Genomic DNA, 25,615 nt, shown 5'->3' on the forward strand with positions numbered 1-25,615 from the left:
TAGAGAACAAATAGTGAATCTATTAGATTTATTATGGCTACTTAGCTCAGTTGGTTAGAGCACATCACTCATAATGATGGGGTCGCAGGTTCAAATCCCGCAGTAGCCACCACTTATACAACGTCTTATTGAAGCACCAATATTCGATATGACTATAAAGATTTGCTGCGGTCGTGGCGGAATTGGTAGACGCACCAGATTTAGGTTCTGGCGCCGAGAGGTGTGAGAGTTCAAGTCTCTCCGACCGCACCATCATTAAATAGAACCCAGCTTTTTAGCTGGGTTTTGTTTTATCTGGAATATGCAAATCTGCTAGCCAAGTCACCAAGTATTCTCTTCTATAACCTCACTTTTAATACGATTTTATAAGACAATGTCAGCTCCATTTTCTAATTGAGTATGACTAGCCTATGAAACCCCTCCCCTTAACGATCGGTTGCTACACAGATACACCAAGTAAAAGCCAAGGTGTTTATCAAACTCAGTTAGATCTAGAAACAGGAAAACTATTACCTCTAGAGCTGATCATCAAATGTACTAACCCCTCTTTTATTACTGTAACAAAGACTGGGATCTATACTGCATCGGAAGTGGACCAGCAAAAACAGCCCCAGCTCATTCATATACCTAATGTTGATTCACAGCTAACACACAATACAAGCCTCATCTCGGGAGATCACCCTTGTCACGTCGCGATAGATCCACACAATAAGTTTGCTATCACGTCGCAATACTCATCAGGCACATTCGATATTTTTAGCTTAAGTATCAACGGCAGCATCGATAAACGACTCAAAACAATCCAGATGGTTGGTTCCGGGCCAAACAAAGAGAGACAAACTAGCCCACACGCCCATCAATGCCTGTTCTTACAAAACTCACCACAGTTTGTGACTGTCGATCTCGGCACCGATCGCATCAACTTCTATTGCTTTGATGAAGAGCAAGAAGAGTTCCTTGATGAGCCAATGCAGTCTATTAAGGTGCCCGCCGGCAATGGACCTCGCCATTTAATCTTTAACAAAGCTGAAGACAGAGCCTATGTGGTCTGTGAACTCTCTGAAACGTTGCTGACTTTGGAAAAGGTTTTAGGCATTTGGAATGTAGTGGAAGAGATTGATGCATTGCCTAATATGGAGAAGGGAGAAGCCGCAGCTGCGATTAAGCTATCGCCTGATGAGCAATTCCTTTATGTGTCATGTCGACACCAATCAAGAATCAGTAGCTTCAAAATCGACTCTGAGACTCAAAGGCTGACTTTCATTGATAGCTACGACACTGAAGGCAAATTCCCAAGAGACTTCCATATAACGAACGATGGGAAATGGCTTATCGCCGCCAACCAGCACTCCAACAACATCACCTCATTCAAGCGAGATAATGAAGATGGGTCTTTGGTTTATACAGGGTACTCTTTAGAGATCGATGCACCGGTTTGTGTGACGCAACAGCGATAGTAGTCATCTGATACAAAAAAGGAGAGCATTCGCTCTCCTTCTCTTTATAAAGTGTCTGTAATACTCAATTAAAGGCCCAGGGCATACTTCAACACTTGAGCTTTAATCGGCCCTGAATTTTCAGCTAGTTTTAGAGCAGCATTACGTACAAATTTCAGTGGGCCAATGTCGTTGCTGAATGTCTTGTAGAAGAAATCCATGCCACTTTGCATCATTAGATTGTCGCCTCTTCTTATCACTTCATAGCGTCTTGCTACAGACTGGTTCAATTCACCCTTTTCTTTGGTGACATCCAGCAGTACTGATACATCTTTGAAGCCTAAGTTAACACCCTGCCCAGCCAAAGGGTTGATGGTATGCGCAGAGTCTCCGACCAAAATACAGTTATTCTTCGAGTATGATTGAGCATGACGTCGTGTCAGAGGAAAAGAACCCGAATTCAAGACTTTGATATCACCTAACTCTTTAGGAAAGTGAGTAAGTACTTCGTTACGTAGTTTTTCAGGGGCCATTGCTGACAGTTGCTTAATACGCAGTGGAGAATCATACCAAACTAACGAGCCCAGCCCGACTTCTTGACCGTCAGAGGTTAGAGAACACAAAGGCAAAAATGAACGAGGGCCACTTGGTAGAAATTGCTGCCAAGTAATATCTTGCTGAGGTTGTTCTGTTTCTACATTGATAAGCATACAGTGTTGTCGATAATCCCAAGCCGTGATGCCAATTCCAGCTTGTTGGCGAACGGCTGAATTCGCACCATCAGCACCAACCACCCACTTCGCAGACAACTCAGCCCCTGATTGAAGCTTTACGATATTGATTTCACCAAACTCAATCACATCAAGCTTTTCTGGGCATAACAGTTCGAGATTGTCGTAGGCATCAAATTGAGACCATAAACCTAATTGAATGAGTCTGTTCTCAACGATATAGCCCAAACGAGGAAGGTCTAGTGAGGCAGCATCAAATCGAGTACGACATTCTGGGTGTTCCCAAGTCTCTAAGCGCTTGTAAGAGCAAACTCGCATTGCTGCTATGTTCTGCCATGCACCAAGATCGTCAAGTAAATCGACTGACGCCTGAGAAATCGCTGACACTCGAATATCCATCGCTTGCGACTCATCAAATGCTTGTGGGGCAAAACCTTCGATCACCGCAACACTCAGACCTTGCTTTGCAAAACCGATTGCTGTTGCTGCGCCAACCATGCCGCCACCGACTACTACAATATCGTAACTGTTCATATTTCGTACTTATCAGTTTGATTCTTTGACTGTTTTTGATTGTACTTTTTCATAACTAACTTGTAACCAAAAACCTTATTCGAAAAAAGGGTTATCCCTTATGGCATATGGCGTTAACGATAATAAAAACCACTACATAAGAGATTTGTTCAGACTACTAGTCAGTCGGTTTTGAAACCAGTACAATACGCCGCTTGCCGCTAGAGCCTGTCATAAAATTGAATACCGAATTATGACAAACGGGGCTAGCGGATGAATAATGGGCGATTTGCTCCCTTAAATTAAACTAACGATCGAGCGAACATATAATGAGTAAGAAACTGCTAATTAAAACTTGGGGCTGTCAGATGAATGAATATGATTCATCAAAAATGGCCGACCTGCTTAACGCTGCAAATGGCTATGAGCTAACTGAAGTACCTGAGGAAGCAGACGTACTACTATTGAATACTTGTTCTATCCGCGAAAAAGCGCAAGAAAAAGTATTCCACCAGCTTGGTCGTTGGAAAACGCTTAAAGATAAAAAAGAAGGTGTGGTGATCGGTGTGGGTGGCTGTGTAGCGACTCAAGAAGGTGATCACATTCGTCAACGTGCACCTTACGTAGACGTTATCTTTGGCCCACAAACATTACACCGTTTGCCAGAGATGATTAAATCATCACTGTCTAACGAAAAGCCAGTAATGGATATCTCTTTCCCAGAGATCGAAAAGTTCGATAACCTGCCAGAGCCAAAAGCTGAAGGCGCGACGGCGTTCGTTTCTATCATGGAAGGTTGTTCTAAATACTGTACTTACTGCGTTGTACCATACACACGTGGCGAAGAAGTTAGCCGTCCAATGGATGATGTACTTTTCGAAGTTGCTCAACTTGCAGAGCAAGGCGTACGTGAAGTTAACCTGCTAGGTCAAAACGTAAACGCATACCGCGGTCCAACACACGAAGGCGATATCTGTTCATTCGCAGAACTGCTTCGTCTTGTTGCTTCTATCGACGGTATCGACCGTATTCGTTTCACAACAAGCCACCCGCTTGAGTTTGGTGACGACATCATTGAAGTTTACAAAGACACACCAGAGCTAGTGAGCTTCCTTCACCTACCAGTACAAAGTGGTAGTGACCGTATTCTTACGATGATGAAGCGCCCACATACGGCTATCGAGTACAAATCTATTATCCGTAAACTGCGTAAAGCTCGCCCTGACATTCAAATCAGCTCTGACTTTATTGTTGGTTTCCCTGGTGAGTCTAAGCAAGACTTCCAAGATACAATGAAGCTAATTAAAGACGTTGATTTCGATATGAGCTTCAGCTTTGTTTTCTCTCCACGTCCAGGTACGCCAGCGGCAGATTACCCATGTGATGTACCAGCACAAGAGAAGAAAGATCGTCTGTACGAACTGCAGCAAACGGTAAACACACAAGCTATGCGTTTCTCTCGTCTAATGTTAGGCACAGAGCAACGTATCCTTGTTGAAGGCCCATCAAGAAAGAACCTAATGGAACTTCGCGGCCGTACAGAAAACAGCCGTGTTGTGAACTTCGAAGGTTCTGCAGACCTAATCGGTCAATTCGTAGATGTGAAGATCACTGAGGTTTACACCAACTCACTACGTGGTGAGCTAGTTCGCACAGAAAAAGACATGGGTCTACGCGTTGTTATGACTCCAGCAGAAATGATGGAAAAAACAAAACGTGAAGACGAGCTAGGTGTAGCGACATTTACGCCATAGGCAATACAACTGTTTGAGCACAAAGCGCAAACACAAAGCTTGAAATTACCTAACTAAGTGACCATCTTAGAAATAGGGATATCACCATCAGAAGCCCGGTCTAAATCGGGCTTTTTGCTCTTTGTTTTATTTAAGAGTGAGTGGCACAAAATGAGAGGCTAATTTGAGCAATAAAATCGTTACCTTAGAGATAAATCTAGAACCAGCAGACAACAAGCGCTTGGCAAGTTTATGCGGACCATTTGACGACAACATCAAGCATCTTGAGCGTCGTCTGGGCGTTGAGATTAATTACCGTAGCAACTTTTTCACCATTGTCGGTAAGCCTCACACTACAGCCGCAGCTTTAGACATCATCAAACACCTCTATGTTGAAACGGCTCCAGTTAAAGGCAACATAATCGATATCGAACCAGAGCAAATACATCTGGCGATCACCGAGTCAGGCATTTTGGAGCAACACGTCGAGTCTGAAATTGACTACGGCAAAGAAGTGACCATTAAGACTAAAAAAGGCGTCATCAAACCTCGAACGCCAAACCAAGCACAGTACCTAATGAACATGGTGACTCATGACATCACCTTTGGTATTGGGCCAGCAGGTACAGGTAAAACCTACTTAGCCGTTGCTGCAGCAGTTGATGCACTTGAACGCCAAGAGATTCGTCGCATTCTATTGACGCGCCCTGCTGTTGAAGCCGGTGAGAAGCTTGGTTTCCTACCGGGTGATTTAAGCCAAAAAGTAGACCCATATTTACGTCCACTTTACGATGCGCTGTTTGAGATGCTTGGCTTTGAGCGAGTTGAGAAGCTGATTGAACGTAACGTAATTGAAGTTGCGCCACTGGCTTACATGCGTGGTCGTACATTGAATGATGCGTTTATCATTCTTGATGAGAGCCAAAACACCACGGTAGAACAGATGAAGATGTTCTTAACCCGTATCGGTTTTAACTCACGCGCTGTGATCACAGGTGATATTACGCAAATCGATTTACCTCGTGGTGCAAAATCAGGCTTACGCCATGCGACTGAAGTGCTCAATGAAGTCGACGACATTAGCTTTAACTTCTTCATGTCTGAAGACGTCGTTCGTCACCCTGTAGTTGCTCGTATCGTCAACGCATACGAGAAGTGGGAAGCAAAAGACCAGAAAGAGCGCAAAGAGTTTGAAAAGCGTAAACGTGAAGAGCGTGAAGCCAAACTTCTTGAGGCTCAGCAGGTAGTTACGACACAATTAGCAACACAAAATAGCTCTGTAATTGCAGAACAAGGTGATAAATAGATGTCTATTGAACTAGACCTGCAATTAGCGGTCGAAAATGAGCAAGGTCTTCCAACTGAGCAAGATATTCAGCTTTGGTTGGACAAGACAATTCCTCAGTTTCAAGAGAACGCTGAGTTGACGGTTCGTATCGTTGATACACAAGAAAGCCACCAGCTCAATCATGAATATCGTGGCAAAGATAAGCCAACTAACGTGTTGTCTTTTCCATTCGAGGCTCCTCCAGGGATCGAGTTAGATCTACTGGGCGACCTCATTATCTGCCGCCAAGTTGTCGAAAAAGAAGCAGAAGAGCAAAGTAAGCCTCTGCTAGCACACTGGGCTCATATGGTTGTACATGGCAGTCTGCATCTGCTAGGTTATGATCATATCGAAGATGATGAAGCTGAAGAGATGGAGTCACTCGAGACAGAAATCATGCAATCTATGGGGTTTGAAGACCCTTACATTCTAGAAAAGTAAATTGATTCTAGTAAAGTAGGTTGCAGAGAAACAATAACTCATCGAACCTGTGATTTTCACAGGAATCTGAGTTGTAACGTGTGCTATCACACTTCTGATAGCGTTATTTTTTGAGAAATCATGAACGAAGGTAACCCCCCCACTTCTGAGGGAAGTAAAAAATCTGAAGGTCCGAGTAGAAAGTCCTTCTTTGAACGCCTAGGCCAACTATTTCAAGGTGAAGTAAAAGATCGCCAAGAGCTCGTAGATGTAATCCGCGACTCAGAAATTAATGACCTAATTGACCACGACACACGCGACATGCTCGAGGGTGTTATGGAAATTTCAGAGATGCGAGTACGCGATATCATGCTGCCTCGCTCTCAAATGGTTACAGTTGAACGCACAGATGATCTAGATACATTGATTGCGCTCATTACTGATGCTCAACACTCTCGCTACCCAGTGATCAGTGAAGATAAAGACCATGTTGAAGGCATTCTATTAGCGAAGGACCTACTTAAGTATTTGGGTTCAGAAAGTGCTCCATTTGATATCGAACAAGTGATTCGCCCTGTCGTGGTTGTTCCTGAAAGTAAGCGAGTTGATCGCCTGCTTAAGGAGTTCCAAGAAGAGCGTTACCACATGTCTATCGTTGTCGATGAGTTTGGTGGAGTTTCTGGCCTGGTAACCATTGAAGATATCCTCGAAGAAATCGTTGGTGAAATTGAAGACGAGTTCGACGATGAAGAAGAGCTAGATATTCGTAAGCTGAGTAAGCATACCTTCTCTGTAAAAGCTTTAACCACTATTGAAGAGTTCAACGATACGTTTAACACTGCCTTTAGTGACGACGAAGTGGATACGGTAGGCGGCATGGTTATGACAGCACTCGGCCACCTGCCGGTTCGTGGCGAAATTGTAGAAATCGAAAACTACCATTTCAAAATAACATCAGCAGATAACCGTCGTGTGATTCAGCTACAGGTAACCATTCCTGACGAACAGCCTCTTCCGACTATCGAAGAATAACAACTTCTCTCTAAAGAGATGACAGAAATTAGATGACTAATACCTTTATTCATCGCCTATTACGGCCGCTTGCGGCCGTTTTTGTTGGCGCTATAACCACCCTTTCATTCGCTCCATACTCTATATGGCCTCTTGCTATTCTCAGCCCAGCTTTGCTGCTGTTACTGATCCACAACCGCTCTCCTAAAAGTGCGCTTTGGATTGGCTACGCATGGGGTTTAGGTCAATTCACCACAGGTATCAGCTGGGTATACGTCAGCATTGATGGTTTTGGCGGCATGCCACTGGCAGCCAACCTATTTTTGATGGCATTGCTTGTTGGCTACCTAGCCGTTTATTCAGGGCTATTTACCTGGGGTTTGAATAAATTCTTCCCTGCCAATAACCTAAGCCGCTTTTTCCTTGCAGCTCCTGCATTCTGGCTAGTCTGTGATTGGCTGCGTGGCTGGGTAATGACGGGCTTCCCTTGGCTTTGGTTAGGCTACAGCCAAATCGATTCGCCATTGGGTTCATTTGCACCGATTGGCGGCGTAGAGCTAGTAACTTTAGCGATCATTGTTTCAGCCTCTGCATTCACTTATGCGATTGTTAACCGGGCTTGGAGCATCGCTCTCATTCCCGCCGTCGTATTTAGTGCAGGCTTTGGTATTCGCAACATCGACTGGGTCACGCCGAACCCTGAAAAAACCACGTCAGTCGTCTTGATACAAGGCAACGTCGATCAAGACAGTAAATGGCTACCGAGTCATCGCTGGCCAACCATGATGAAGTACACCGACCTAAGCAGAGAAAACTGGGGAGCGGATATCATCATCTGGCCTGAAGCGGCTATTCCAGCATTCGAAGTTGAGATCCCATCTTTCCTACGTAACTTGGATAGCGCAGCGAAGATGAACAACAGTTCGATCATTACCGGTGTGCTGAATCAGTCTGAAGATAAGAAATACTACAACAGTGTTCTTTCTCTCGGTGTGAATCCATACGGTGAGTACAGCTACGATCCAGACGAACGCTACCATAAACACCACCTGTTACCATTTGGTGAGTTTGTGCCGTTTGAAGATATCTTGCGTCCATTAGCACCTTTCTTTAACTTGCCAATGTCATCATTTAGCCGTGGCGACTTTGTTCAACCAAACATAGTGGCAAATGGTCGTCACTTAGCGCCTGCGTTGTGTTACGAGATCATCTTTAATGATCAAGTTAGGCAGAACGTAACCGACGAGACTGACTTTATTTTAACGCTCTCTAACGATGCGTGGTTTGGTCGTTCGATTGGCCCTCTGCAACATATGGAAATTGCACAGATGCGTGCTCTGGAGCTTGGTAAGCCGGTTATTCGCTCGACCAACAACGGTGTGACGGCAGTTACTGATTACAAAGGCAATATAATCAAGCAAGTGCCTCAGTTTGAAACGGCAGTGTTAAAAGCTGAACTCATTTCAACGGATGGTCAAACGCCTTATCACACAGCAGGTACTTGGCCACTGTATATCTGGGCGATGCTCAGCTTGGTGATTGGTTGGGTAATTAGAAAGCCAAAAAGCTAGATTCGACGAAAAGTGATTTGAGGGTTGACTGATCGGGTCAACCCTTTTTCATTTCTGTGGTTTTGCGTTGATACGCTATGGTTCAGAAGCTTACGGTTTAAGGGCTTTACGACTAAACCCTTTAGAACCACATTTAATGCATGGAATGATATTGGTTGGGTGGTTATATTCGGTTTGGTGACCACACTCGTCACATACTAAGGTTCCCAAGCCAATGACTTCACCCGCTTGATACAAGCCTTGGTGTTCTAAGTCTTGGAACAGTTCAACCCATTCCACCTTAGTACGATCAGTAATATCCAACAGCCCTTGCCAAATAGAGTCCGCAATCATCAAATAGAATGGACCGCTTTTACTCTCTTCATAGCTTTCGGAAAACTCTTTTAAGTCCGACTTCACGTAGGCAGAGATCAATGAAAGCTCATCTTTAGTCATATCATTAGCTGCTTTCGCAAACTTGCCCGACGTTTCGATTTTGTTGTTGAGCTCTTCAGGGCTATGCTTCAGCGTTTCAATCACCTCTTCGACGACTTCTTCATAGAGCGCTTTTTTCTTCGGCATAACAACCTCCTTAAGATAACCAACCTTTTAGTGAGCAAACGGATGCGCTGCAATGCACTCCCGCTTACAAACAAATGCAATTCATACTCTTAAGTATAGTTGCCCTGCGAAATTCAGTGAAAATTACACAATCTACTAAGCGGCAACTGCAAGTATGAAGGGTATAACTATTGTTGTACTCAGCTCCTTTAGGTATTCTATGACGATCTGTAAGATTCTGTTCTAACCGAACTCACAAATTCCAAGATAACCGGATACCATCGATGCAAGAACAATATAACCCGCAAGAGATTGAACAAAAGGTTCAACAACACTGGGATAACAGCGAGACTTTCGTTGTAAGTGAAGACCCAAACAAAGAAAAATTCTACTGTCTTTCTATGTTCCCTTACCCAAGTGGCCGACTGCACATGGGTCACGTGCGTAACTACACCATCGGTGATGTGGTATCTCGTTTCCAACGTCTACAAGGCAAAAACGTAATGCAGCCAATTGGTTGGGATGCATTCGGCCTACCTGCAGAAAACGCCGCTGTTAAAAACAATACAGCACCTGCACCATGGACTTACGAAAACATTGAGTACATGAAGAACCAGCTTAAGCTTCTAGGCTTTGGTTACGACTGGAACCGTGAATTCGCAACGTGTACGCCTGAGTACTACCGTTGGGAACAAGAGTTCTTCACTAAGCTTTACGAAAAAGGCCTAGTTTACAAGAAGACATCTTCAGTGAACTGGTGTCCGAACGACCAAACTGTACTTGCAAACGAGCAAGTAGAAGATGGCTGCTGCTGGCGTTGTGATACTCCAGTAGAACAAAAGAAAATCCCACAGTGGTTCATTAAGATCACTGAGTACGCTCAAGAGCTACTAGACGATTTAGACAACCTTGAAGGTTGGCCTGAAATGGTTAAGACCATGCAGCGCAACTGGATCGGCCGCTCTGAAGGTGTTGAGCTATCTTTCGCTGTTAACGGTGAAGAAGCGCCACTGGAAGTGTACACAACTCGTCCAGACACACTAATGGGTGTTTCTTACGTTGGTATCGCTGCAGGTCACCCACTTGCAGAGAAAGCATCGAAGAACAACCCAGAGCTTGCTGCATTCGTTGAAGAGTGTCGTAACACTAAAGTTGCTGAAGCTGAACTGGCAACGATGGAAAAGAAAGGTATGGATACTGGCCTAACGGCTATCCACCCTCTTAACGGTCGTGTTGTTCCTGTATACGTAGCAAACTTCGTACTTATGGATTACGGCACAGGTGCGGTAATGGCGGTTCCTGCTCACGATCAACGTGACTACGAGTTCGCAACTAAGTACGGCATCGATATCATCCCAGTAATCAAACCTGAAGATGGTTCTGAACTAGACGTGTCTGAAGCGGCTTACACTGAAAAAGGTGTACTGTTTGATTCTGGTGAATTCGATGGTCTTGCGTTCCAAGAAGCATTCGATGCAATTGCTGCGAAGCTTGAAGCTGAAGGCAAAGGTAAGAAGACAGTAAACTTCCGTCTACGTGACTGGGGTGTATCTCGTCAACGTTACTGGGGCGCTCCAATCCCAATGGTAACCACTGAAGACGGTGAAGTTCACCCAGTACCAGCAGACCAACTGCCAGTCATTCTTCCTGAAGATGTAGTAATGGATGGCGTAACGAGCCCAATCAAGGCTGACAAGTCTTGGGCTGAAACAACATTCAACGGCGAACCCGCTCTACGTGAGACTGACACGTTCGATACGTTTATGGAGTCTTCTTGGTACTACGCACGTTACTGTTCACCGCAAGCAGACGACATTCTAGATCCAGAGAAAGCAAACTACTGGCTACCAGTTGACCAATACGTTGGTGGTATCGAGCACGCTTGTATGCACCTGCTTTACTCTCGTTTCTTCCATAAGCTTCTACGTGATGCTGGCTACGTGACGTCTGATGAACCGTTCAAGCAACTACTATGTCAAGGCATGGTTCTGGCTGACGCGTTCTATCACGAAAACGAAAAAGGCACCAAAGAGTGGATTGCACCGACTGACGTAACGGTTGAACGTGACGGTAAAGGTCGCATCGAAAAAGCAGTCGACGATCAAGGTCGTGAAGTTGAACACTCAGGCATGATCAAAATGTCTAAGTCTAAGAACAACGGTATCGACCCACAAGAGATGGTAGACAAGTACGGCGCTGATACAGTACGTCTATTCATGATGTTTGCATCACCTGCAGACATGACGCTTGAGTGGCAAGAGTCTGGCGTTGAAGGGGCTAACCGCTTCCTTAAACGTGTTTGGAAATTGGTTCACGCTCACTCTTCTAAGGGTGCTGCTGAATCTGTTGATGCTTCTGCTCTGTCTGGTGACCAAAAAGCACTTCGCCGTGATATCCACAAGACTATCGCGAAAGTAACGGACGATATCGGCCGTCGCCAAACGTTCAACACAGCAATCGCTGCGATCATGGAATTGATGAACAAGCTAGCGAAAGCACCTCAAGAGTCTGTACAAGATCGTGCAATCCTTGATGAAGCGCTAAAAGCTGTTGTTCGCATGCTTTACCCAATGACGCCACACATCTCTTACGAAATGTGGATTGCACTGGGTGAATCAAACGTAGACTCAGCAACATGGCCAACTTTCGATGAGAAAGCGCTAGTTGAAGACGAGAAGACTATCGTTGTAATGATCAACGGTAAGCTACGTGCGAAACTAACCGTTGCTGCTGATGCAACAGAAGAGCAAGTTCGCGAGCTTGGTCTAAACGATGAGAACGCTAAGAAGTTCCTAGATGGCTTAACTATCCGTAAAGTTATCTTCGTACCAGGTAAGCTTCTAAACATCGTCGCTAACTAATTTCGTTAGCACAATGCAATTGCTAAAGAATTAACGAACTTAGTTCATCAAAAGCAGTCTGTAGACAGGGTAGCTAATTACCCTGTCTACTTATTTAAGCGCTTTAGACTTGAGCCTAACCACTCAAACGAACTAAAGCCTTTAAATAAGTATTCTACCTTCATGAGAGCCATCAAATAATGCGCCTGATTTCACTATCTTCATTGAAAGTTACTGTTGTTGTTTTAACCGTCAGCCTATTAAGTGCCTGTGGTTTCCACCTGCGTGGTGATTACTCCGTACCCGAAGAACTCAACAAGATCTCCGTAACCAGTTACGACCAATACAGTACGTTTACACGTATGATGAAAGGTCAACTGCGTATGAATGATGTAGAAATTGTGCCACCGGCTGAGAATACACCTAACCTGCATATTATTAGTGAGAGCGTAGGTGAGCGAACTCTGTCTCTATACCAAAACACTCGTGCAGCAGAGAAAGAACTGACATTCCGCGCTTCATACCGCGTAACTGTCCCGGATCTAGGCTCAAAGACGTTCTCAACCAGCGTAACCCGTAGTTACCTAGATAACCCGCTAACTGCACTTGCGAAGTCGGTTGAACGAGACATGATCGAAGATGAGATGCGTAAGTTGGCAACAAGCCAAATCCTTCGTCAGATGGCTCGACTAAAAGCGAACATTGCAGCTGATAGCATGGACCTAGATGCACTAGAGCACGTTCAAGTGAAAGAACTCGAAAAGCAATACAACATCAAGAATGTTGAGATCGTACCAGCTTCAGAAGAACAACCAACACTTAGCGATTCGGCTGAGTAATAGGTTTATTTGATGCGTATTTTTGCTGACCGCTTATCAGAGCAACTTATTAAACAGTTGAGTAATGTTTACCTAATTTTTGGTAACGAACCGCTACTGTTGCAAGAGAGCCGAGAAGCGATTCAAAAGGCTGCAAAACAGCAAGGCTTTGAAGAACGTCACCGCTTTGCGATTGATAGCAGTCTCGACTGGAATCAAGTCTACGACTGCACTCAAGCACTGAGCCTATTCTCTAGCCGTCAGGTCATCGAGCTTGAACTGCCAGAGTCAGGCGTCAATGCCGCAATAGCGAAAGAGCTACTCGCAATCTCCGAGCATATCCACAGTGATATCTTGTTAATCTTGGTGGGCACTAAGCTCACCAAAGCTCAAGAAAGCGCTAAGTGGTTTAAGGCTCTTTCGAATCAGGGTCACTGGGTCAGTTGCCTAACGCCAGATGTCAGTCGGTTACCTCAGTTTGTCCAAGCGCGTTGCCGTCAAATCGGTTTAACGCCAGACCCTGAAGCGATTCAAATGCTGGCGCAATGGCATGAGGGTAATCTATTTGCTCTCACCCAAAGCCTAGAAAAACTGGCTCTCCAATACCCAGATGGAAAACTCACGTTAGTACGCTTAGAAGAATCGCTGAGTCGACACAACCATTTTACTCCATTCCATTGGAGTGATGCGTTATTGGCAGGCAAAGGTAACCGAGCACAACGAATCCTGCGTCAGCTAGAAGCTGAAGGTGTCGAACCCGTCATTTTATTACGTAGCATACAACGAGAGCTTGCTCTGCTATTACAAATGCAGCAACAAATGAAACAGATGCCGATTGGTCAGGTCTTCGAAAAACACCGTATCTGGCAATCTAAAAAGCCTCTTTATAACGCCGCGCTAACAAGAGTTTCGATTTCTCAATTACACTCTTTGTTCGCGTTGCTCACTCAAGCTGAATTGATGACAAAAACTCAATATGAGCAGTCGCCTTGGCCACTAATTCATCAGTTAAGCGTAGAGTTTTGTATCCCTTCAGCTTCAATACCATTCCACGCATAAAAGCGTGTTATATTCTAGGGTCAACAAGCCCTAAACAAAGCTAAATTCAGATTAAAGGAACACCCAGTGTTACGTGAAGAACTAAAAGATTTTCTTGCAGACAAAGCCGACGACATGAAAGCAGAATCGATTGTAACTATCGATGTAGAAGGCAAATCAAGCGTTACTGATTACATGATTGTTTGTACTGGCACCTCTAAACGCCATGTTGCCTCTATTGCACAGCATGTTGCTGATGAAGTGCGTAAAGCGGGTATGCAACCTCTAGGTATGGACGGTCAGCAAGAAGGTGAATGGGTTGTTCTAGATATGGGCACAAGCATGCTTCACGTTATGCAAGAAGAGCATCGTGAGCTGTACCAACTAGAAAAACTTTGGGGCTAAGCTTTGAAGATCCAGTTAATCGCAGTTGGCACAAAAATGCCAAAGTGGGTTGAAGAAGGGTTTCAAGAATACAAACGCCGCTTCCCTCACGATATGCCATTAGAGCTCATTGAAATTACTGCAGGAAAGCGCGGTAAAAATGCAGATATTGCACGCATTCTTCAAAAAGAAGGTGAAGCGATGCTGGCTGCAGTTCCAAAAGGCAACCGTATTGTCACGCTCGATATCCCAGGTAGAAAGTGGGATACACCTCAACTTGCTGAGCAATTAGAAAGTTGGAAGCTGGATGGACGTGACGTATCTATCCTAATTGGCGGGCCTGAAGGATTAGCACCTGCATGTAAAGCGGCCGCAGACCAAAGTTGGTCTCTGTCTGCGCTTACTCTCCCTCACCCATTAGTACGCGTTATCATGGCTGAAAGCTTGTATCGAGCTTGGAGCATCACTGCTAACCACCCTTATCATCGAGAATAAGCGTTAATGTTACGTAAACGTAGCCAAATCCGCGATTACAAAGCAGAAGCACGACTATTTACTAGCCGTGCTTTTGTTGCGTTTGCGGGGATCATAGTCATGATGTCGATGTTGGTTGTTAACCTGTACAACATTCAGGTCAATCAATACCAAGACTATAAAACTCGTTCTAACGACAACCGTATCAAGGTCGTTCCGATCGCCCCTAACCGTGGTTTGATTTACGATCGCAACGGTATACTTCTTGCCGAAAATCGTCCTGTTTTCAATCTAGAAATCATACCCGAAAAAATTAAAGATATGGATGACACGCTTGCTCGTCTGCAAGCATTAATTGAGATCCCGCCAGAGCGTATCGAGCGCTTTAATCGTGATCGTCGTAATTCACGACGCTTTAAATCAGTACCTATTCTTAATCAACTGTCTGAAGAACAAGTTGCCGTCTTCTCTGTAAACCAACACAAATTCCCAGGTGTTGAAGTTACGGGAACTTTGAAGCGTTTCTACCCTTACGGTGATGTGCTCACTCACGTAATAGGCTATGTATCGCGCATCAATGACCGTGATATGCAGCGCTTGATGCGAGAAGAAAAAGACGCCAATTACCAAGCTACACGTGATATCGGTAAGTTGGGTATTGAGCGTTATTACGAAGATATGTTGCACGGTACAGCTGGCTACCAAGAAGTCGAAGTTAACAGTCGTGGACGAGTGATTCGTACCCTCAAATTTGTCCCTTCGGTTCCAGGCAAAGATATCGTACTTAACTTAGATATCAAGCTACAGCTATACGTACATAAGTTACTTGATGGCCGCCGTGGTTCAGCTATCGTTCTCGATCCGAAAGACAATGGCGTGTTAGCCATGGTATCGAGCCCAAGCTACGACCCAAACGCATTCGTGCATGGTATCTCGTCTAAAGGCTATAACGCGCTACTTCAAGACAAAAACCGCCCTTTGGTTAACCGTGCCACGCTAGGGATTTACCCACCAGCATCGACGATCAAACCCTTCATTGCTGTTGCTGCTCTGCAAGAAGGTGTTATTACACCAAACACTACGCGCAATGACCCAGGCTATTGGAAGATACCAAACTCAAAAACGAGACCATTCCGTGACTGGTTGCGTTGGGGACACGGTGTCGTGGATATAGAAAAAGCGATTGAAGAGTCGGTGGATACCTTCTTTTACCAAATTGCTTATGATCTCGGCATTGATCGCATATCCAAATGGATGATGATGTTCGGCTTTGGTGATTATACTGGCATCGATATCTACGAAGAAAGCAAAGCCAATATGCCAACTCGTGATTGGAAGATGGCCAGACACCGTGTGCCTTGGTATCAAGGTGATACTATTCCAGTTGGTATTGGACAGGGCTACTGGACTGCAACACCCATGCAGATTGCAAAAGCCACATCAGTTTTGGTCAATGAAGGTGAAGTAACCGCACCTCACCTACTTCGTTCAACCATTGATAACGGTCGTCCATTCGATGAACAAATCATGTCGGACATTGAAACTTACCCACCGCTAACCGGGGTTAAGAAGAAGTATTGGGATATCGCTCAGGAAGGTATGAGGCTGGCTAACCACGGTAAAAAAGGCACGGCAAGACGTTCATTCCAGAAAATGTCTTACCAAACCGCTGGTAAATCGGGTACCGCGCAGGTATTCGGCTTAAAAGAAGATGAAGAGTACAACGCGGATGAAATCGCAGAGCACTTACGCGATCACGCCCTCTTTACGGGTTACGCGCCTTTTGAAGATCCTGAAGCCGTCGTGACTATCGTTCTAGAGAACGCAGGTGGCGGTTCTTCTAACGGCGGCCCAGTAGTAAGAAGGATTTTAGACCATATTATCCTTGCAGAAGATTATCAAAGTGAGCCAATTAAATAATGAAACTTGATCCTTCAACTGGACGAAATAGAGCCCTATTCGAAAGGCTGCATATCGACCTGCCGCTATTGCTCGGCATTCTGGTTTTAATGGGCTTTGCCCTACTGATCATGTACAGCGCAAGCGGACAAAGCCTTGCGATGATGGATCGCCAGGCGATGCGCATGGCTCTGTCTTTAGGTGTGATGATCTTCCTAGCGCAAATCTCACCTCGCACTTATGAAACCTTGGCACCACTGCTATTTGTAGGTGGTGTCATCTTGCTATTGGGCGTGTTGTTCTTTGGTGAAGCCTCTAAAGGCGCCCAGCGTTGGTTAAACTTCGGCTTTGTTCGATTCCAACCGTCAGAGCTATTAAAGCTCGCGGTGCCTTTGATGCTGGCACGATTTATCGGTAAGCGCTCACTTCCACCAACATTCCAAACATTAGCGATCTCGCTAGTGATGGTGTTTGTACCGACGATTCTAATCGCAAAGCAGCCTGACCTAGGTACATCTATCCTTATCGCCGCATCAGGTATCTTCGTGATATTCCTGGCAGGTATCAGTTGGAAAATCATTGCTAGCGCCGCAATCGCGTTAGGGGCATTTATTCCAATCTTATGGTTCTTCTTGATGCGTGAATATCAAAAGGTACGTGTAAGAACCCTCTTTGATCCTGAATCAGATCCATTAGGTGCGGGTTACCACATCATTCAAAGTAAGATTGCGATAGGTTCGGGTGGTATATCAGGAAAAGGTTGGCTGCAAGGCACTCAATCTCAATTAGAATTCATTCCAGAGCGCCACACCGACTTCATTTTTGCGGTCATCGCCGAAGAGTGGGGCATGATTGGTATCTTGTTCTTGCTTGCTATCTACCTGTTCATTATTGGACGTGGCTTAGTGCTTGCGAGCCAAGCTCAAACCGCATTCGGTCGAATGATGGGCGGCAGTATTGTACTGAGCTTCTTCGTTTATATTTTTGTAAACATTGGCATGGTAAGTGGCATTCTACCTGTGGTTGGTGTTCCTCTTCCTCTAGTCAGTTATGGCGGTACTTCAATGGTTACCCTCATGGCTGGTTTTGGTATTTTAATGTCGATACATACACACAGAAAAGCATTCTCAAAGGCGACCTAATCGATGTCTATTACAACGTTTCAAAACAAAGCATCCTTGGTTGAAGAGCTGCCAATCAAAAAAATAGTCTCTATCTTGGGGCTAGCGATTTTAATCAATGGTTGTTCTTCAAAGCAGCCAACAGGGCGCTACGATATTGATTCAGATATTGCACCAGACGCACCGATCTCAGTAGAGCATCTCGAGGATGCTCACCCTCAGTATGAACCTTATAGTTTAGGTGGTAATACGGATTACACTTTGCGTGGCGAAGACTACAAGATCGTAAAGAAAACCGAAGGTTTTACTGAGAAAGGCAAAGCCTCTTGGTACGGTAAGAAGTTTCATGGTCACTTAACGTCTAATGGCGAGATCTACGACATGTATTCGATGTCTGCGGCGCACAAAACATTGCCAATTCCAAGCTATGTAAAAGTGACGAATACCGACAATAACAAAACGACGATTGTTCGTATCAATGACCGCGGCCCATTCCATGAAGGCCGAATCATTGACCTTAGTTATGCGGCAGCTTACAAGCTCGATGTGTTAAGAACCGGCACGGCAAATGTTGAGATTGAAGTCATTACTGTAGCTATGCCAACCGACGCAAATAAAAAGGCTGCTTTACCGCAATTTATTATTCAAGTCGCGACATCTCCGCATGAAGATAGAACAGAGAAGTTAGCAAAAGATCTAGCCGAAAAGCTAGAAGTAGCAACGTTCTTGCAGCCAAATGATGACAACTACCGTCTGATGATTGGGCCATTTCATGACTATGCTCTGACTCAAGAGAAATTAGAACAAGTTAAGCTGATGGGTCACCCGTCAGCTTATATAAAAAAACACACCCTAACTCGCTAATTAATCTAACAGTTACTTCTGGTAATCAGCGCTCTGGTGTGACAGAGTGATTCTGTTAATATATGAATAGTTCACCAAATAATTGCATTCAAAATGATTAAATCTAATAAACTTGTTAAATCGATTTTTGCTACTTCTGTTGCTCTTTCTGCAACGATAGCTACATCGTCATTCGCCGCTCCTATTGTTGTTCCTGATGCACCTCAAATCGCCGCTAAAGGTTTTGTTCTGATGGATTACCATTCAGGCAAAGTACTAGCAGAGAAAGAGATGAATACTCAGCTTTCTCCAGCAAGTTTAACCAAGATGATGACGAGCTACGTGATCGGCCAAGAGCTCGACCGTGGCAACATCAACCTAAACGACGATGTTGTAATCAGTGAAAATGCTTGGGCTAAAAACTTCCCAGATTCATCTAAGATGTTCGTTGAAGTGGGCACTACGGTTAAAGTTGAAGAATTAAACCGCGGTATCATCATTCAATCAGGTAACGACGCATGTGTTGCTATGGCTGAACACATCGCTGGCTCTGAAGATGCATTCGTTGACCTAATGAACGCTTGGGCAAGCTCTATCGGCATGAAAGACACGCACTTTGCTAACGTGCACGGTCTAGACAACCCGAACCTATACTCAACGCCTTACGATATGGCGCTACTTGGTCAGGCGCTGATTCGCGACGTACCAGACGAGTACCGTATCTACTCAGAGAAGAAATTCACATACAACGGCATCACCCAATACAACCGTAACGGTCTGTTATGGGATAAGAGCATGAACGTTGATGGCATCAAAACGGGCCACACAAGCAATGCAGGTTACAGCCTAGTAAGCTCAGCGACAGAAGGCAAAATGCGCCTAGTGGCTGTAGTTATGGGCACCAAGAATGCGAATGCTCGTAAAACAGAAAGCAAAAAACTGCTTAGCTACGGCTTCCGCTTCTTTGAAACAGTGGCACCACACACAGCCGGTGAAACCTTCGTAGAAGAGAAGATCTGGATGGGTAGCAAGGACACAGTTGCACTGGGTGTCGACGAAGATACTTTCGTAACGCTACCTCGTGGTCAAGCTAAGAACCTGAAGGCAAGCTTCGTTCTTGAGAAAGAGCTAGAAGCGCCAATCAGCAAAGGCGATGTAGTTGGTAAACTATTCTACCAAGTAGACGGTGAAGACGTTGCTGAATACCCACTACTAGCACTTGAAGATGTAGACCAAGGCAGCCTATTCAGCCGTCTATGGGACTACCTAGTTCTTCTGTTCAAGGGTTTATTCTAAACAAGCAAAAGGTTTGTTCTAGGTAAAACCCAAGCTTGTTGTATAGCTAACCTAATGAGTAAGTTCATGATTTACTCATTAGCGAACCAAAAGCCGCCATGTGCGGCTTTTGTTGATCTTGAGTTCGGTGATATTTACACGTAATATTCCGCCTTATTACTCGTGTCTGTTGACCGAACACGCTTTTTATCGACATTTCGCCAATTTGCGAGAGTCTAGCCTTTTGGAGCTAATCATGAACATCAATTCTGATGCAAAACTAAAAGACCTCTTAGAGTTCCCTTGTTCATTCACTTACAAAGTAATGGGCCACGCTAAGCCAGAACTGACTGAGCTAGTACTAGAAGTGATCCAGCGTCATGCTCCTGGTGACTACAGCCCAACGCTAAAACCAAGTGCGAAAGGTAACTACCACTCTGTTTCTATCAATATTACTGCGACTTCAATTGAGCAAGTAGAAACTCTTTATAAAGAACTGGGCGAGATCGAAATCGTTCGTATGGTTCTGTAATCTCCAATTACACATGAAAAACAGCGGCTTATTGCCGCTGTTTTTGTTTAAAGCGCCCTATCTAGCTCAAATTCATTCAACTTAATTTTCAATAAATACAAAGAAAGTTGAAAAACCTTGCAGTCCGTCTGTAGTTAGAATCATGTTTCGCGTTTATAATGCGTTCACTTTATTAATCCTTGAGGGAGTGCAGCTTTGCAAAATAAGCTAATCGTAAAAAAATTAGGCCGTCAGGATTACGAACCTGTATGGAAAGCCATGCATAAGTTCACAGACGAACGCACGGAAGAAGACCTAGACCAAGTTTGGTTGGTTGAACACAACCCTGTCTTCACTCAAGGACAAGCAGGCAAAGCTGAGCATGTATTAAATGCCGGTGATATCCCTGTAATACAAAGCGATCGCGGTGGCCAAGTGACTTACCACGGCCCAGGCCAATTAGTGGCTTACTTTCTGATTAACATCCGCCGCAAGAAATTCGGAGTACGTGATTTGGTTACTCATATCGAGAACCTCGTAATCAATACTCTGAAAGCTTACAATATAGATTCAGCTGCCCGACCTGACGCTCCTGGTGTTTATGTCGATGGCAAGAAAATCTGTTCACTTGGATTACGTATTCGACGTGGCTGCTCGTTCCACGGGTTAGCACTCAACGTCGATATGGACCTGTCTCCATTCCTACGTATTAACCCATGTGGTTACCAAGGTATGGAAATGGCGCAGGTAAGCCAACTCGGCGGACCAAGTGAACTAGAAAACGTTGAGCAACAGTTAATACAAGAGCTCGTAGAGCTACTCGGCTATGACCAAGTAGACATTCAAGCCACCAGTAACATTACAGCAGAAGCATAAAATCATGAGCAAACCAATCCAAATGGAAAAAGGCGTTAAATATCGTGACGCTGACAAAATGGCATTAATTCCCGTAAAGAATATGCCTGCTGAACAGAAAGAAGTTCTACGTAAGCCTGAATGGATGAAGATTAAACTTCCTTCAGACAGCCATCGTATTCAAGAAATCAAATCAGCAATGCGTAAAAACAACCTGCACTCAGTTTGTGAAGAAGCGTCTTGCCCTAACCTAGCCGAGTGTTTCAACCACGGTACGGCAACGTTTATGATTCTTGGCGCTATCTGTACTCGTCGCTGCCCGTTCTGTGATGTTGCCCATGGTCGTCCTGTTGCTCCTGAAGCTGAAGAGCCGAAGAAACTGGCTAAAACAATTCAAGACATGAAACTGAAGTACGTTGTAATCACTTCAGTTGACCGTGATGACTTGCGTGACGGCGGTGCTCAGCACTTTGCTGACTGTAACCGTGAGATTCGCGAACTCAACCCAAATATTCGTATCGAAACACTGGTTCCAGACTTCCGCGGTCGTATGGACGTTGCGCTTGACCTAATGAAAGACAACCCGCCAGATGTTTTCAACCACAACCTAGAGACAGCGCCACGTCTATACCGTAAAGCGCGTCCAGGTGCGAACTACAAGTGGTCTCTTGATCTACTGAAGAAATTCAAAGAGCAGCACCCTGATATCCCAACAAAATCAGGTGTGATGATGGGTCTTGGCGAGACAAAAGAAGAGATCGTTCAAGTACTGAAAGACCTTCGCGAACATGGTGTGACTATGCTGACACTAGGTCAATACCTAGCACCAAGCCGTCACCACTTACCAGTAGAACGCTACGTGCCGCCTTCTGAGTTCGATGAGCTGAAAGAGATTGCTCTAGAGCTAGGCTTTACTCACGCAGCGTGTGGCCCGTTTGTACGTTCTTCTTACCATGCGGACTTGCAAGCTCAAGGTATGGAAATTAAGTAATCACGATTGCTTAACGAACAATACAAAGGCGCTGAATATTATGTTCAGCGCCTTTTTTCTATCTTGTTCGTGCCTCTATAGCTTTATATTTCGTGCCACTAAGCTTTATATAAAAACAACAAAGCCACTCTTTATGAGTGGCTTTGTGCTTAATATTTCAAGTTCAGAGGAGGTAATTTCAAAAAGCCCAGATAGGGTTCTGCATTAACCGAAAGATGCCCAGATAACCGTTGCTACCAAAATTGGGCACACAAACTTCACATACATTGGCCAAACCTTACCAAACCAACCAAGTTGAAAATCAGGACTGCCTTGTTCAAGCTCTTTCACTTTTGAAGCTCGGCTCCATACCCAACCACCAAACACACAGAACATCAGTGCAGCGACTGGTTGAAGATACTGAGTTGCAATCATCGCTACCATGCCAAACATCGCAGCAAAGTTGTAAACAATCACCACACTAAACAGCGCGATAGCACCACCAATCACCCAGCTTGTTGGCGTTCGTCTAGTATTGAAACGCTCACTCACTAGCGCAACCGGGCCTTCAAGCATCGAAATCGAAGAAGTCAGTGCAGCAATCGTTAGTAGTAAAAAGAACACAATCGCAAAGATCTGTCCAAGCACACCTAAACTATCAAACATCAACGGCAAAACCGTGAATACTAGAGTGTCAGAGCTTAATAGTGAGCCGTCTTCAGCGTAGATTTGAACGCCTTTTTGCATCGCAACAAACATTGCTGGCATCACCACTAATCCAGCAATAAAAGCGACAGCAGTATCCACCAGAGTTACGTTCATCGCCATTTTTGGTAGGTTCTCTTTCTTGCTTAAGTAAGAGCCATAAACCAACATCGAGCAACCGCCAATAGTGAGTGAGAAGAACCCCTGTCCCATTGCCGCCAGAATCAGTTTTCTATCCCACACTTTCTCAAAGTCTGGAATAAGGTAATGTTTTAGGCCTTCCATCGCGCCAGATTGCGTCATGATGTAAACAAACAATAAGCCAAATAAAACAAACAGCGCAGGCATCAAACGAGTCGACCATTTCTCGATGCCTTGCTTAACACCGCCCTGCACAATCAAGATAGTCAGTACATAGAACGCGACGGTACCAAATACGTTGCGCTCAACACTGAAGCCCTTAAACCAATCAGCAATCGCTTCTAGGCCGATAAGATCCGCGACCGCACCAATTAGGAAACAGATCAACCAGCCACCAACAATACTGTAAAACGCCAACACTGCGCTTGGTACACTCAGTCCAACCCAACCGACAAACTCACCGACTTTCTTACCCAAAGGGTTTGTCGTCAAAGATCGCATGCTATCAACTGGGTTTGCTTGGCCGTGACGGCCTATAGCCATCTCAACCACCAACATAGGGAAAGCAACCACGAAGATCATGATCAAATAGACTAAAAGGAAAGCGCCACCACCGTTGCTAGCAACTTGAGTCGGGAAACCCCAAATATTACCCAAGCCAACCGCTGCACCAGCCGCTGCTAAAATAAAACCTAAACGAGAGCTAAAGTGCTCTCTTGAAGAGGAAGATTGTTGGTCCATATCGCCCGCATTAAAAATCAGTGAACTAGTTGAGAAGTACAGTAATAAAAAGCAATGATAGGCACAACCAATAAATGAACAATTCTCTGATTTTTACAATCAATGCGCTATTTAGAACAACAAAATTAACAAAAAACCAGTCTTATCGTTCAATTATAAGCAACAAAGCGAAGCAGTAGGCTTAAGAAGGAAATGGATTGAATTGAGATAAATACTCGCCGTGTGGTTCCATTTATACAAACAAAAAGAGCACCGACCGGTGCTCTTACTATTCATCACTAGACTCGAATTAAATTGTGAAGACTTGGTAATCTTTTAAGTTCGGAATGATTTCATGCAGTTCTTGCTCTTGTTCTGCCATCTCATCAAGTGAATCACAGAACTCATTCGCTTCCTCCTGTACTTGTTGAGAGTGTTCTTTCATTCGCTCTTCAACTTTCAGCTTTAATTCAGCCATACTGTCAGCCAGTTCAGTCAGGTTTAGGCCACCGTCTTGTTTCATTTTTTCTGACATCGCATTAAAAGCGCTAGAGATAAATTCTTGGTTAAAGATTTCTTTCGCCTTCTCGAAATCTTCAGACCAGCCATTGGCCATCGAATCAAAGCTTTCTGCAGGCAACACTAATTCGCCATCTTTGTAATAACGCGCTTCCAGTTCTGCAAAGTAGGTTTTCATTGATTCTTTTACATTATCAAATGACTCAGGTGAATCCAGGCTAGCCGCGATATCATCAATCACGTCATTGGCTAACGCTAAGCTATCGTTGGCCATTTGTTTCGCTCGAGGTAAGTACTCACTCATGTTTTCGCGATATTTCTCAATCGCCGCTTGTTGGTCAGCATCAAGCTCAACTTTCTCGCCATGAATATAGAGATCGTTATTATCATCGAACACGGCGGTATCACCATTTACCTGATGAATTTCGACTTTTTGGTCATCGATTCGCAACTCATTCTTCAAATCAACTCGACATTGAGCCGCAAATGTTGGCAGGCTCACAACAGAGATCGCCGCTGTTAACGATGCAATTAATACACTGTTTTTCATAAATACATTGTTTTTCATAACATCCTCTCATCAATCTGACAGATTACTATACCCTTGGTATATGCTCCTTTGTCAGAGAAACGTTTTATATCTATTAGTCAGTTAGTTAGTCGATAGAGATAACTTCGTAGCAAAACTGTTTATCTGCGACCTTAAACTCAATCTCATCACCAACTTCTTTACCCATTAGAGCCTGGCCAAAAGGTGCATTTGCCGTCACGATGGCAATCTCATTCTCATTCCACGTGACAGAAAGTCCGCCGACTCTCGGCCCCATAAAAAAGTGTTTATATTGATCATGCTCGTCAATGACCACAACGTAACTGCTCACCGTAACCTTCTCACTATCACGCAACACTAAGTTACGATAACACTGAATATCGTCTTCACACTCTTGTACCCTCACCGCTTGACCATGGGCGAGATACGAAGCTTCTAATGCCAATGTATCGTACTTATGTTCAGGCACTGTCTCTTCATCTGTCGCAGCATCAATAGCGCGTTGAGTAGCAGATTGTGCGATACGTAATCGGGATTCAAGTTGCTCTATGATTATTTGGCGAAGCTCAGACTTATTCATACTATTGGGGTGCTTTTCTATAGGAGCTACAGAATAGAATTAGGTACAATCAGGTGCAAGACATTTGATTCATCAAGCGACGCTATCATG

Annotated in this window: 23 protein-coding genes and 2 tRNA genes; 20 read left to right on the forward strand and 5 right to left on the reverse strand. The window is 44.5% G+C overall.

Going from position 1 to position 25,615, the window contains the following annotated elements; translation table 11 throughout:
* Positions 1–35: 35 nt before the first annotated feature.
* The 3 genes from AB4585_RS21095 to AB4585_RS21105 all read left to right on the forward strand — a co-directional run bounded on the left by AB4585_RS21095 (position 36) and on the right by AB4585_RS21105 (position 1,457).
* A tRNA-Met gene (locus AB4585_RS21095) sits at positions 36–112 on the forward strand.
* A 55-nt stretch (positions 113–167) separates the two neighbouring features.
* Positions 168–252 (forward strand) — tRNA-Leu (locus AB4585_RS21100).
* A gap of 158 nt (positions 253–410) precedes the next feature.
* Complete coding sequence (locus AB4585_RS21105) at positions 411–1,457, forward strand: lactonase family protein (RefSeq protein WP_017071286.1); 1,047 nt, start codon at positions 411–413, stop codon at positions 1,455–1,457.
* A gap of 68 nt (positions 1,458–1,525) precedes the next feature.
* On the opposite strand, the gene AB4585_RS21110 is transcribed toward AB4585_RS21105, so the two are convergent.
* Complete coding sequence (locus AB4585_RS21110; RefSeq protein ID WP_372103845.1) at positions 1,526–2,701, reverse strand: 2-octaprenyl-3-methyl-6-methoxy-1,4-benzoquinol hydroxylase; 1,176 nt, start codon at positions 2,699–2,701, stop codon at positions 1,526–1,528.
* Between the two features lie 308 nt (positions 2,702–3,009).
* Here AB4585_RS21110 and miaB point away from each other — a divergent pair, with 308 nt between their 5' ends.
* The 5 genes from miaB (at position 3,010) to lnt (ending at position 8,742) form a co-directional block, all read left to right on the forward strand.
* Positions 3,010–4,434: a tRNA (N6-isopentenyl adenosine(37)-C2)-methylthiotransferase MiaB gene (miaB, locus tag AB4585_RS21115; protein WP_065584439.1), complete on the forward strand. Its 1,425-nt coding sequence runs from the start codon at positions 3,010–3,012 to the stop codon at positions 4,432–4,434.
* 163 nt (positions 4,435–4,597) lie between these two features.
* Positions 4,598–5,719, forward strand: coding sequence for a PhoH family protein (locus AB4585_RS21120; RefSeq protein ID WP_017062327.1), 1,122 nt, complete (start codon positions 4,598–4,600; stop codon positions 5,717–5,719).
* Positions 5,720–6,181: an rRNA maturation RNase YbeY gene (ybeY, locus tag AB4585_RS21125; RefSeq protein ID WP_012603383.1), complete on the forward strand. Its 462-nt coding sequence runs from the start codon at positions 5,720–5,722 to the stop codon at positions 6,179–6,181.
* A 120-nt stretch (positions 6,182–6,301) separates the two neighbouring features.
* Entirely contained in the window at positions 6,302–7,192 is an 891-nt protein-coding gene (corC, locus tag AB4585_RS21130; protein WP_012603382.1) for a CNNM family magnesium/cobalt transport protein CorC, read from the forward strand.
* 32 nt (positions 7,193–7,224) lie between these two features.
* Positions 7,225–8,742, forward strand: coding sequence for an apolipoprotein N-acyltransferase (gene lnt / locus AB4585_RS21135; protein WP_137002401.1), 1,518 nt, complete (start codon positions 7,225–7,227; stop codon positions 8,740–8,742).
* Positions 8,743–8,832: 90 nt separating this feature from the next.
* Here the strand turns inward: lnt and AB4585_RS21140 are convergent, their stop codons facing one another.
* On the reverse strand, positions 8,833–9,303 hold the full coding sequence (locus tag AB4585_RS21140) for a zinc ribbon-containing protein (RefSeq protein WP_017062329.1): 471 nt from the start codon (positions 9,301–9,303) through the stop codon (positions 8,833–8,835).
* A 263-nt stretch (positions 9,304–9,566) separates the two neighbouring features.
* Between AB4585_RS21140 and leuS the strand changes: the two genes are divergently transcribed.
* From leuS to lipA, 12 genes are all read left to right on the forward strand, one after another.
* The gene (leuS, locus tag AB4585_RS21145) at positions 9,567–12,143 is read left to right on the forward strand and encodes a leucine--tRNA ligase (RefSeq protein ID WP_017068503.1); all 2,577 of its coding nucleotides are present in this window, start codon (positions 9,567–9,569) and stop codon (positions 12,141–12,143) included.
* A gap of 179 nt (positions 12,144–12,322) precedes the next feature.
* Positions 12,323–12,961, forward strand: coding sequence for an LPS assembly lipoprotein LptE (lptE, locus tag AB4585_RS21150; protein ID WP_017068504.1), 639 nt, complete (start codon positions 12,323–12,325; stop codon positions 12,959–12,961).
* Between the two features lie 12 nt (positions 12,962–12,973).
* Positions 12,974–13,999: a DNA polymerase III subunit delta gene (holA, locus tag AB4585_RS21155; protein ID WP_017068505.1), complete on the forward strand. Its 1,026-nt coding sequence runs from the start codon at positions 12,974–12,976 to the stop codon at positions 13,997–13,999.
* Between the two features lie 66 nt (positions 14,000–14,065).
* Positions 14,066–14,383 (forward strand): ribosome silencing factor, encoded by a 318-nt coding sequence (gene rsfS / locus AB4585_RS21160; RefSeq protein ID WP_004735247.1) that lies wholly within the window; start codon positions 14,066–14,068, stop codon positions 14,381–14,383.
* A gap of 3 nt (positions 14,384–14,386) precedes the next feature.
* Positions 14,387–14,857, forward strand: a complete 471-nt coding sequence (gene rlmH / locus AB4585_RS21165; protein WP_017068506.1) for a 23S rRNA (pseudouridine(1915)-N(3))-methyltransferase RlmH — start codon at positions 14,387–14,389, stop codon at positions 14,855–14,857.
* Between the two features lie 6 nt (positions 14,858–14,863).
* Positions 14,864–16,756, forward strand: a complete 1,893-nt coding sequence (gene mrdA, locus AB4585_RS21170; protein ID WP_017068507.1) for a penicillin-binding protein 2 — start codon at positions 14,864–14,866, stop codon at positions 16,754–16,756.
* Positions 16,756–17,877 carry a rod shape-determining protein RodA gene (rodA, locus tag AB4585_RS21175; protein ID WP_017062334.1) on the forward strand — a complete coding sequence of 374 codons (1,122 nt, stop codon included), beginning with the start codon at positions 16,756–16,758 and terminating at the stop codon, positions 17,875–17,877. The genes mrdA and rodA overlap by 1 nt, the downstream gene beginning before the upstream one ends.
* Before the next feature lie 3 nt (positions 17,878–17,880).
* A complete protein-coding gene (locus tag AB4585_RS21180) occupies positions 17,881–18,720 on the forward strand; it encodes a septal ring lytic transglycosylase RlpA family protein (RefSeq protein ID WP_017071279.1) in 840 nt (279 codons plus the stop codon).
* Positions 18,721–18,813: 93 nt separating this feature from the next.
* The gene (locus tag AB4585_RS21185) at positions 18,814–19,995 is read left to right on the forward strand and encodes a serine hydrolase (RefSeq protein WP_017068508.1); all 1,182 of its coding nucleotides are present in this window, start codon (positions 18,814–18,816) and stop codon (positions 19,993–19,995) included.
* A 232-nt stretch (positions 19,996–20,227) separates the two neighbouring features.
* Positions 20,228–20,506 carry a DUF493 family protein YbeD gene (gene ybeD / locus AB4585_RS21190; protein WP_026084358.1) on the forward strand — a complete coding sequence of 93 codons (279 nt, stop codon included), beginning with the start codon at positions 20,228–20,230 and terminating at the stop codon, positions 20,504–20,506.
* A gap of 195 nt (positions 20,507–20,701) precedes the next feature.
* Positions 20,702–21,361, forward strand: coding sequence for a lipoyl(octanoyl) transferase LipB (lipB, locus tag AB4585_RS21195; protein WP_017068510.1), 660 nt, complete (start codon positions 20,702–20,704; stop codon positions 21,359–21,361).
* Between the two features lie 4 nt (positions 21,362–21,365).
* A complete protein-coding gene (gene lipA / locus AB4585_RS21200; protein ID WP_017064177.1) occupies positions 21,366–22,331 on the forward strand; it encodes a lipoyl synthase in 966 nt (321 codons plus the stop codon).
* Between the two features lie 204 nt (positions 22,332–22,535).
* Here the strand turns inward: lipA and AB4585_RS21205 are convergent, their stop codons facing one another.
* The 3 genes from AB4585_RS21205 to AB4585_RS21215 all read right to left on the reverse strand — a co-directional run bounded on the left by AB4585_RS21205 (position 22,536) and on the right by AB4585_RS21215 (position 25,525).
* Positions 22,536–23,897, reverse strand: coding sequence for a sodium-dependent transporter (locus tag AB4585_RS21205; RefSeq protein ID WP_017059919.1), 1,362 nt, complete (start codon positions 23,895–23,897; stop codon positions 22,536–22,538).
* Between the two features lie 289 nt (positions 23,898–24,186).
* On the reverse strand, positions 24,187–24,963 hold the full coding sequence (locus AB4585_RS21210) for a YggN family protein (protein ID WP_136982350.1): 777 nt from the start codon (positions 24,961–24,963) through the stop codon (positions 24,187–24,189).
* A gap of 88 nt (positions 24,964–25,051) precedes the next feature.
* A complete protein-coding gene (locus AB4585_RS21215) occupies positions 25,052–25,525 on the reverse strand; it encodes a GreA/GreB family elongation factor (protein WP_017059917.1) in 474 nt (157 codons plus the stop codon).
* Positions 25,526–25,615: the final 90 nt, after the last annotated feature.

Source organism: Vibrio sp. 10N.222.49.C9, assembly GCF_041474985.1.
Classification (GTDB): domain Bacteria; phylum Pseudomonadota; class Gammaproteobacteria; order Enterobacterales; family Vibrionaceae; genus Vibrio; species Vibrio crassostreae_C.

Bases quoted from the DNA above. Each gene is read 5' to 3' on its own strand.
- AB4585_RS21105 (WP_017071286.1), top strand. From the start codon at position 411: ATGAAACCCCTCCCCTTAACGATCGGTTGCTACACAGATACACCAAGT.
- AB4585_RS21110 (WP_372103845.1), bottom strand. From the start codon at position 2,701: ATGAACAGTTACGATATTGTAGTAGTCGGTGGCGGCATGGTTGGCGCA.
- miaB (WP_065584439.1), top strand. From the start codon at position 3,010: ATGAGTAAGAAACTGCTAATTAAAACTTGGGGCTGTCAGATGAATGAA.
- ybeY (WP_012603383.1), top strand. From the start codon at position 5,720: ATGTCTATTGAACTAGACCTGCAATTAGCGGTCGAAAATGAGCAAGGT.
- corC (WP_012603382.1), top strand. From the start codon at position 6,302: ATGAACGAAGGTAACCCCCCCACTTCTGAGGGAAGTAAAAAATCTGAA.
- lnt (WP_137002401.1), top strand. From the start codon at position 7,225: ATGACTAATACCTTTATTCATCGCCTATTACGGCCGCTTGCGGCCGTT.
- AB4585_RS21140 (WP_017062329.1), bottom strand. From the start codon at position 9,303: ATGCCGAAGAAAAAAGCGCTCTATGAAGAAGTCGTCGAAGAGGTGATT.
- leuS (WP_017068503.1), top strand. From the start codon at position 9,567: ATGCAAGAACAATATAACCCGCAAGAGATTGAACAAAAGGTTCAACAA.
- lptE (WP_017068504.1), top strand. From the start codon at position 12,323: ATGCGCCTGATTTCACTATCTTCATTGAAAGTTACTGTTGTTGTTTTA.
- holA (WP_017068505.1), top strand. From the start codon at position 12,974: ATGCGTATTTTTGCTGACCGCTTATCAGAGCAACTTATTAAACAGTTG.
- mrdA (WP_017068507.1), top strand. From the start codon at position 14,864: ATGTTACGTAAACGTAGCCAAATCCGCGATTACAAAGCAGAAGCACGA.
- rodA (WP_017062334.1), top strand. From the start codon at position 16,756: ATGAAACTTGATCCTTCAACTGGACGAAATAGAGCCCTATTCGAAAGG.
- AB4585_RS21180 (WP_017071279.1), top strand. From the start codon at position 17,881: ATGTCTATTACAACGTTTCAAAACAAAGCATCCTTGGTTGAAGAGCTG.
- AB4585_RS21185 (WP_017068508.1), top strand. From the start codon at position 18,814: ATGATTAAATCTAATAAACTTGTTAAATCGATTTTTGCTACTTCTGTT.
- lipA (WP_017064177.1), top strand. From the start codon at position 21,366: ATGAGCAAACCAATCCAAATGGAAAAAGGCGTTAAATATCGTGACGCT.
- AB4585_RS21205 (WP_017059919.1), bottom strand. From the start codon at position 23,897: ATGGACCAACAATCTTCCTCTTCAAGAGAGCACTTTAGCTCTCGTTTA.
- AB4585_RS21210 (WP_136982350.1), bottom strand. From the start codon at position 24,963: ATGAAAAACAATGTATTTATGAAAAACAGTGTATTAATTGCATCGTTA.
- AB4585_RS21215 (WP_017059917.1), bottom strand. From the start codon at position 25,525: ATGAATAAGTCTGAGCTTCGCCAAATAATCATAGAGCAACTTGAATCC.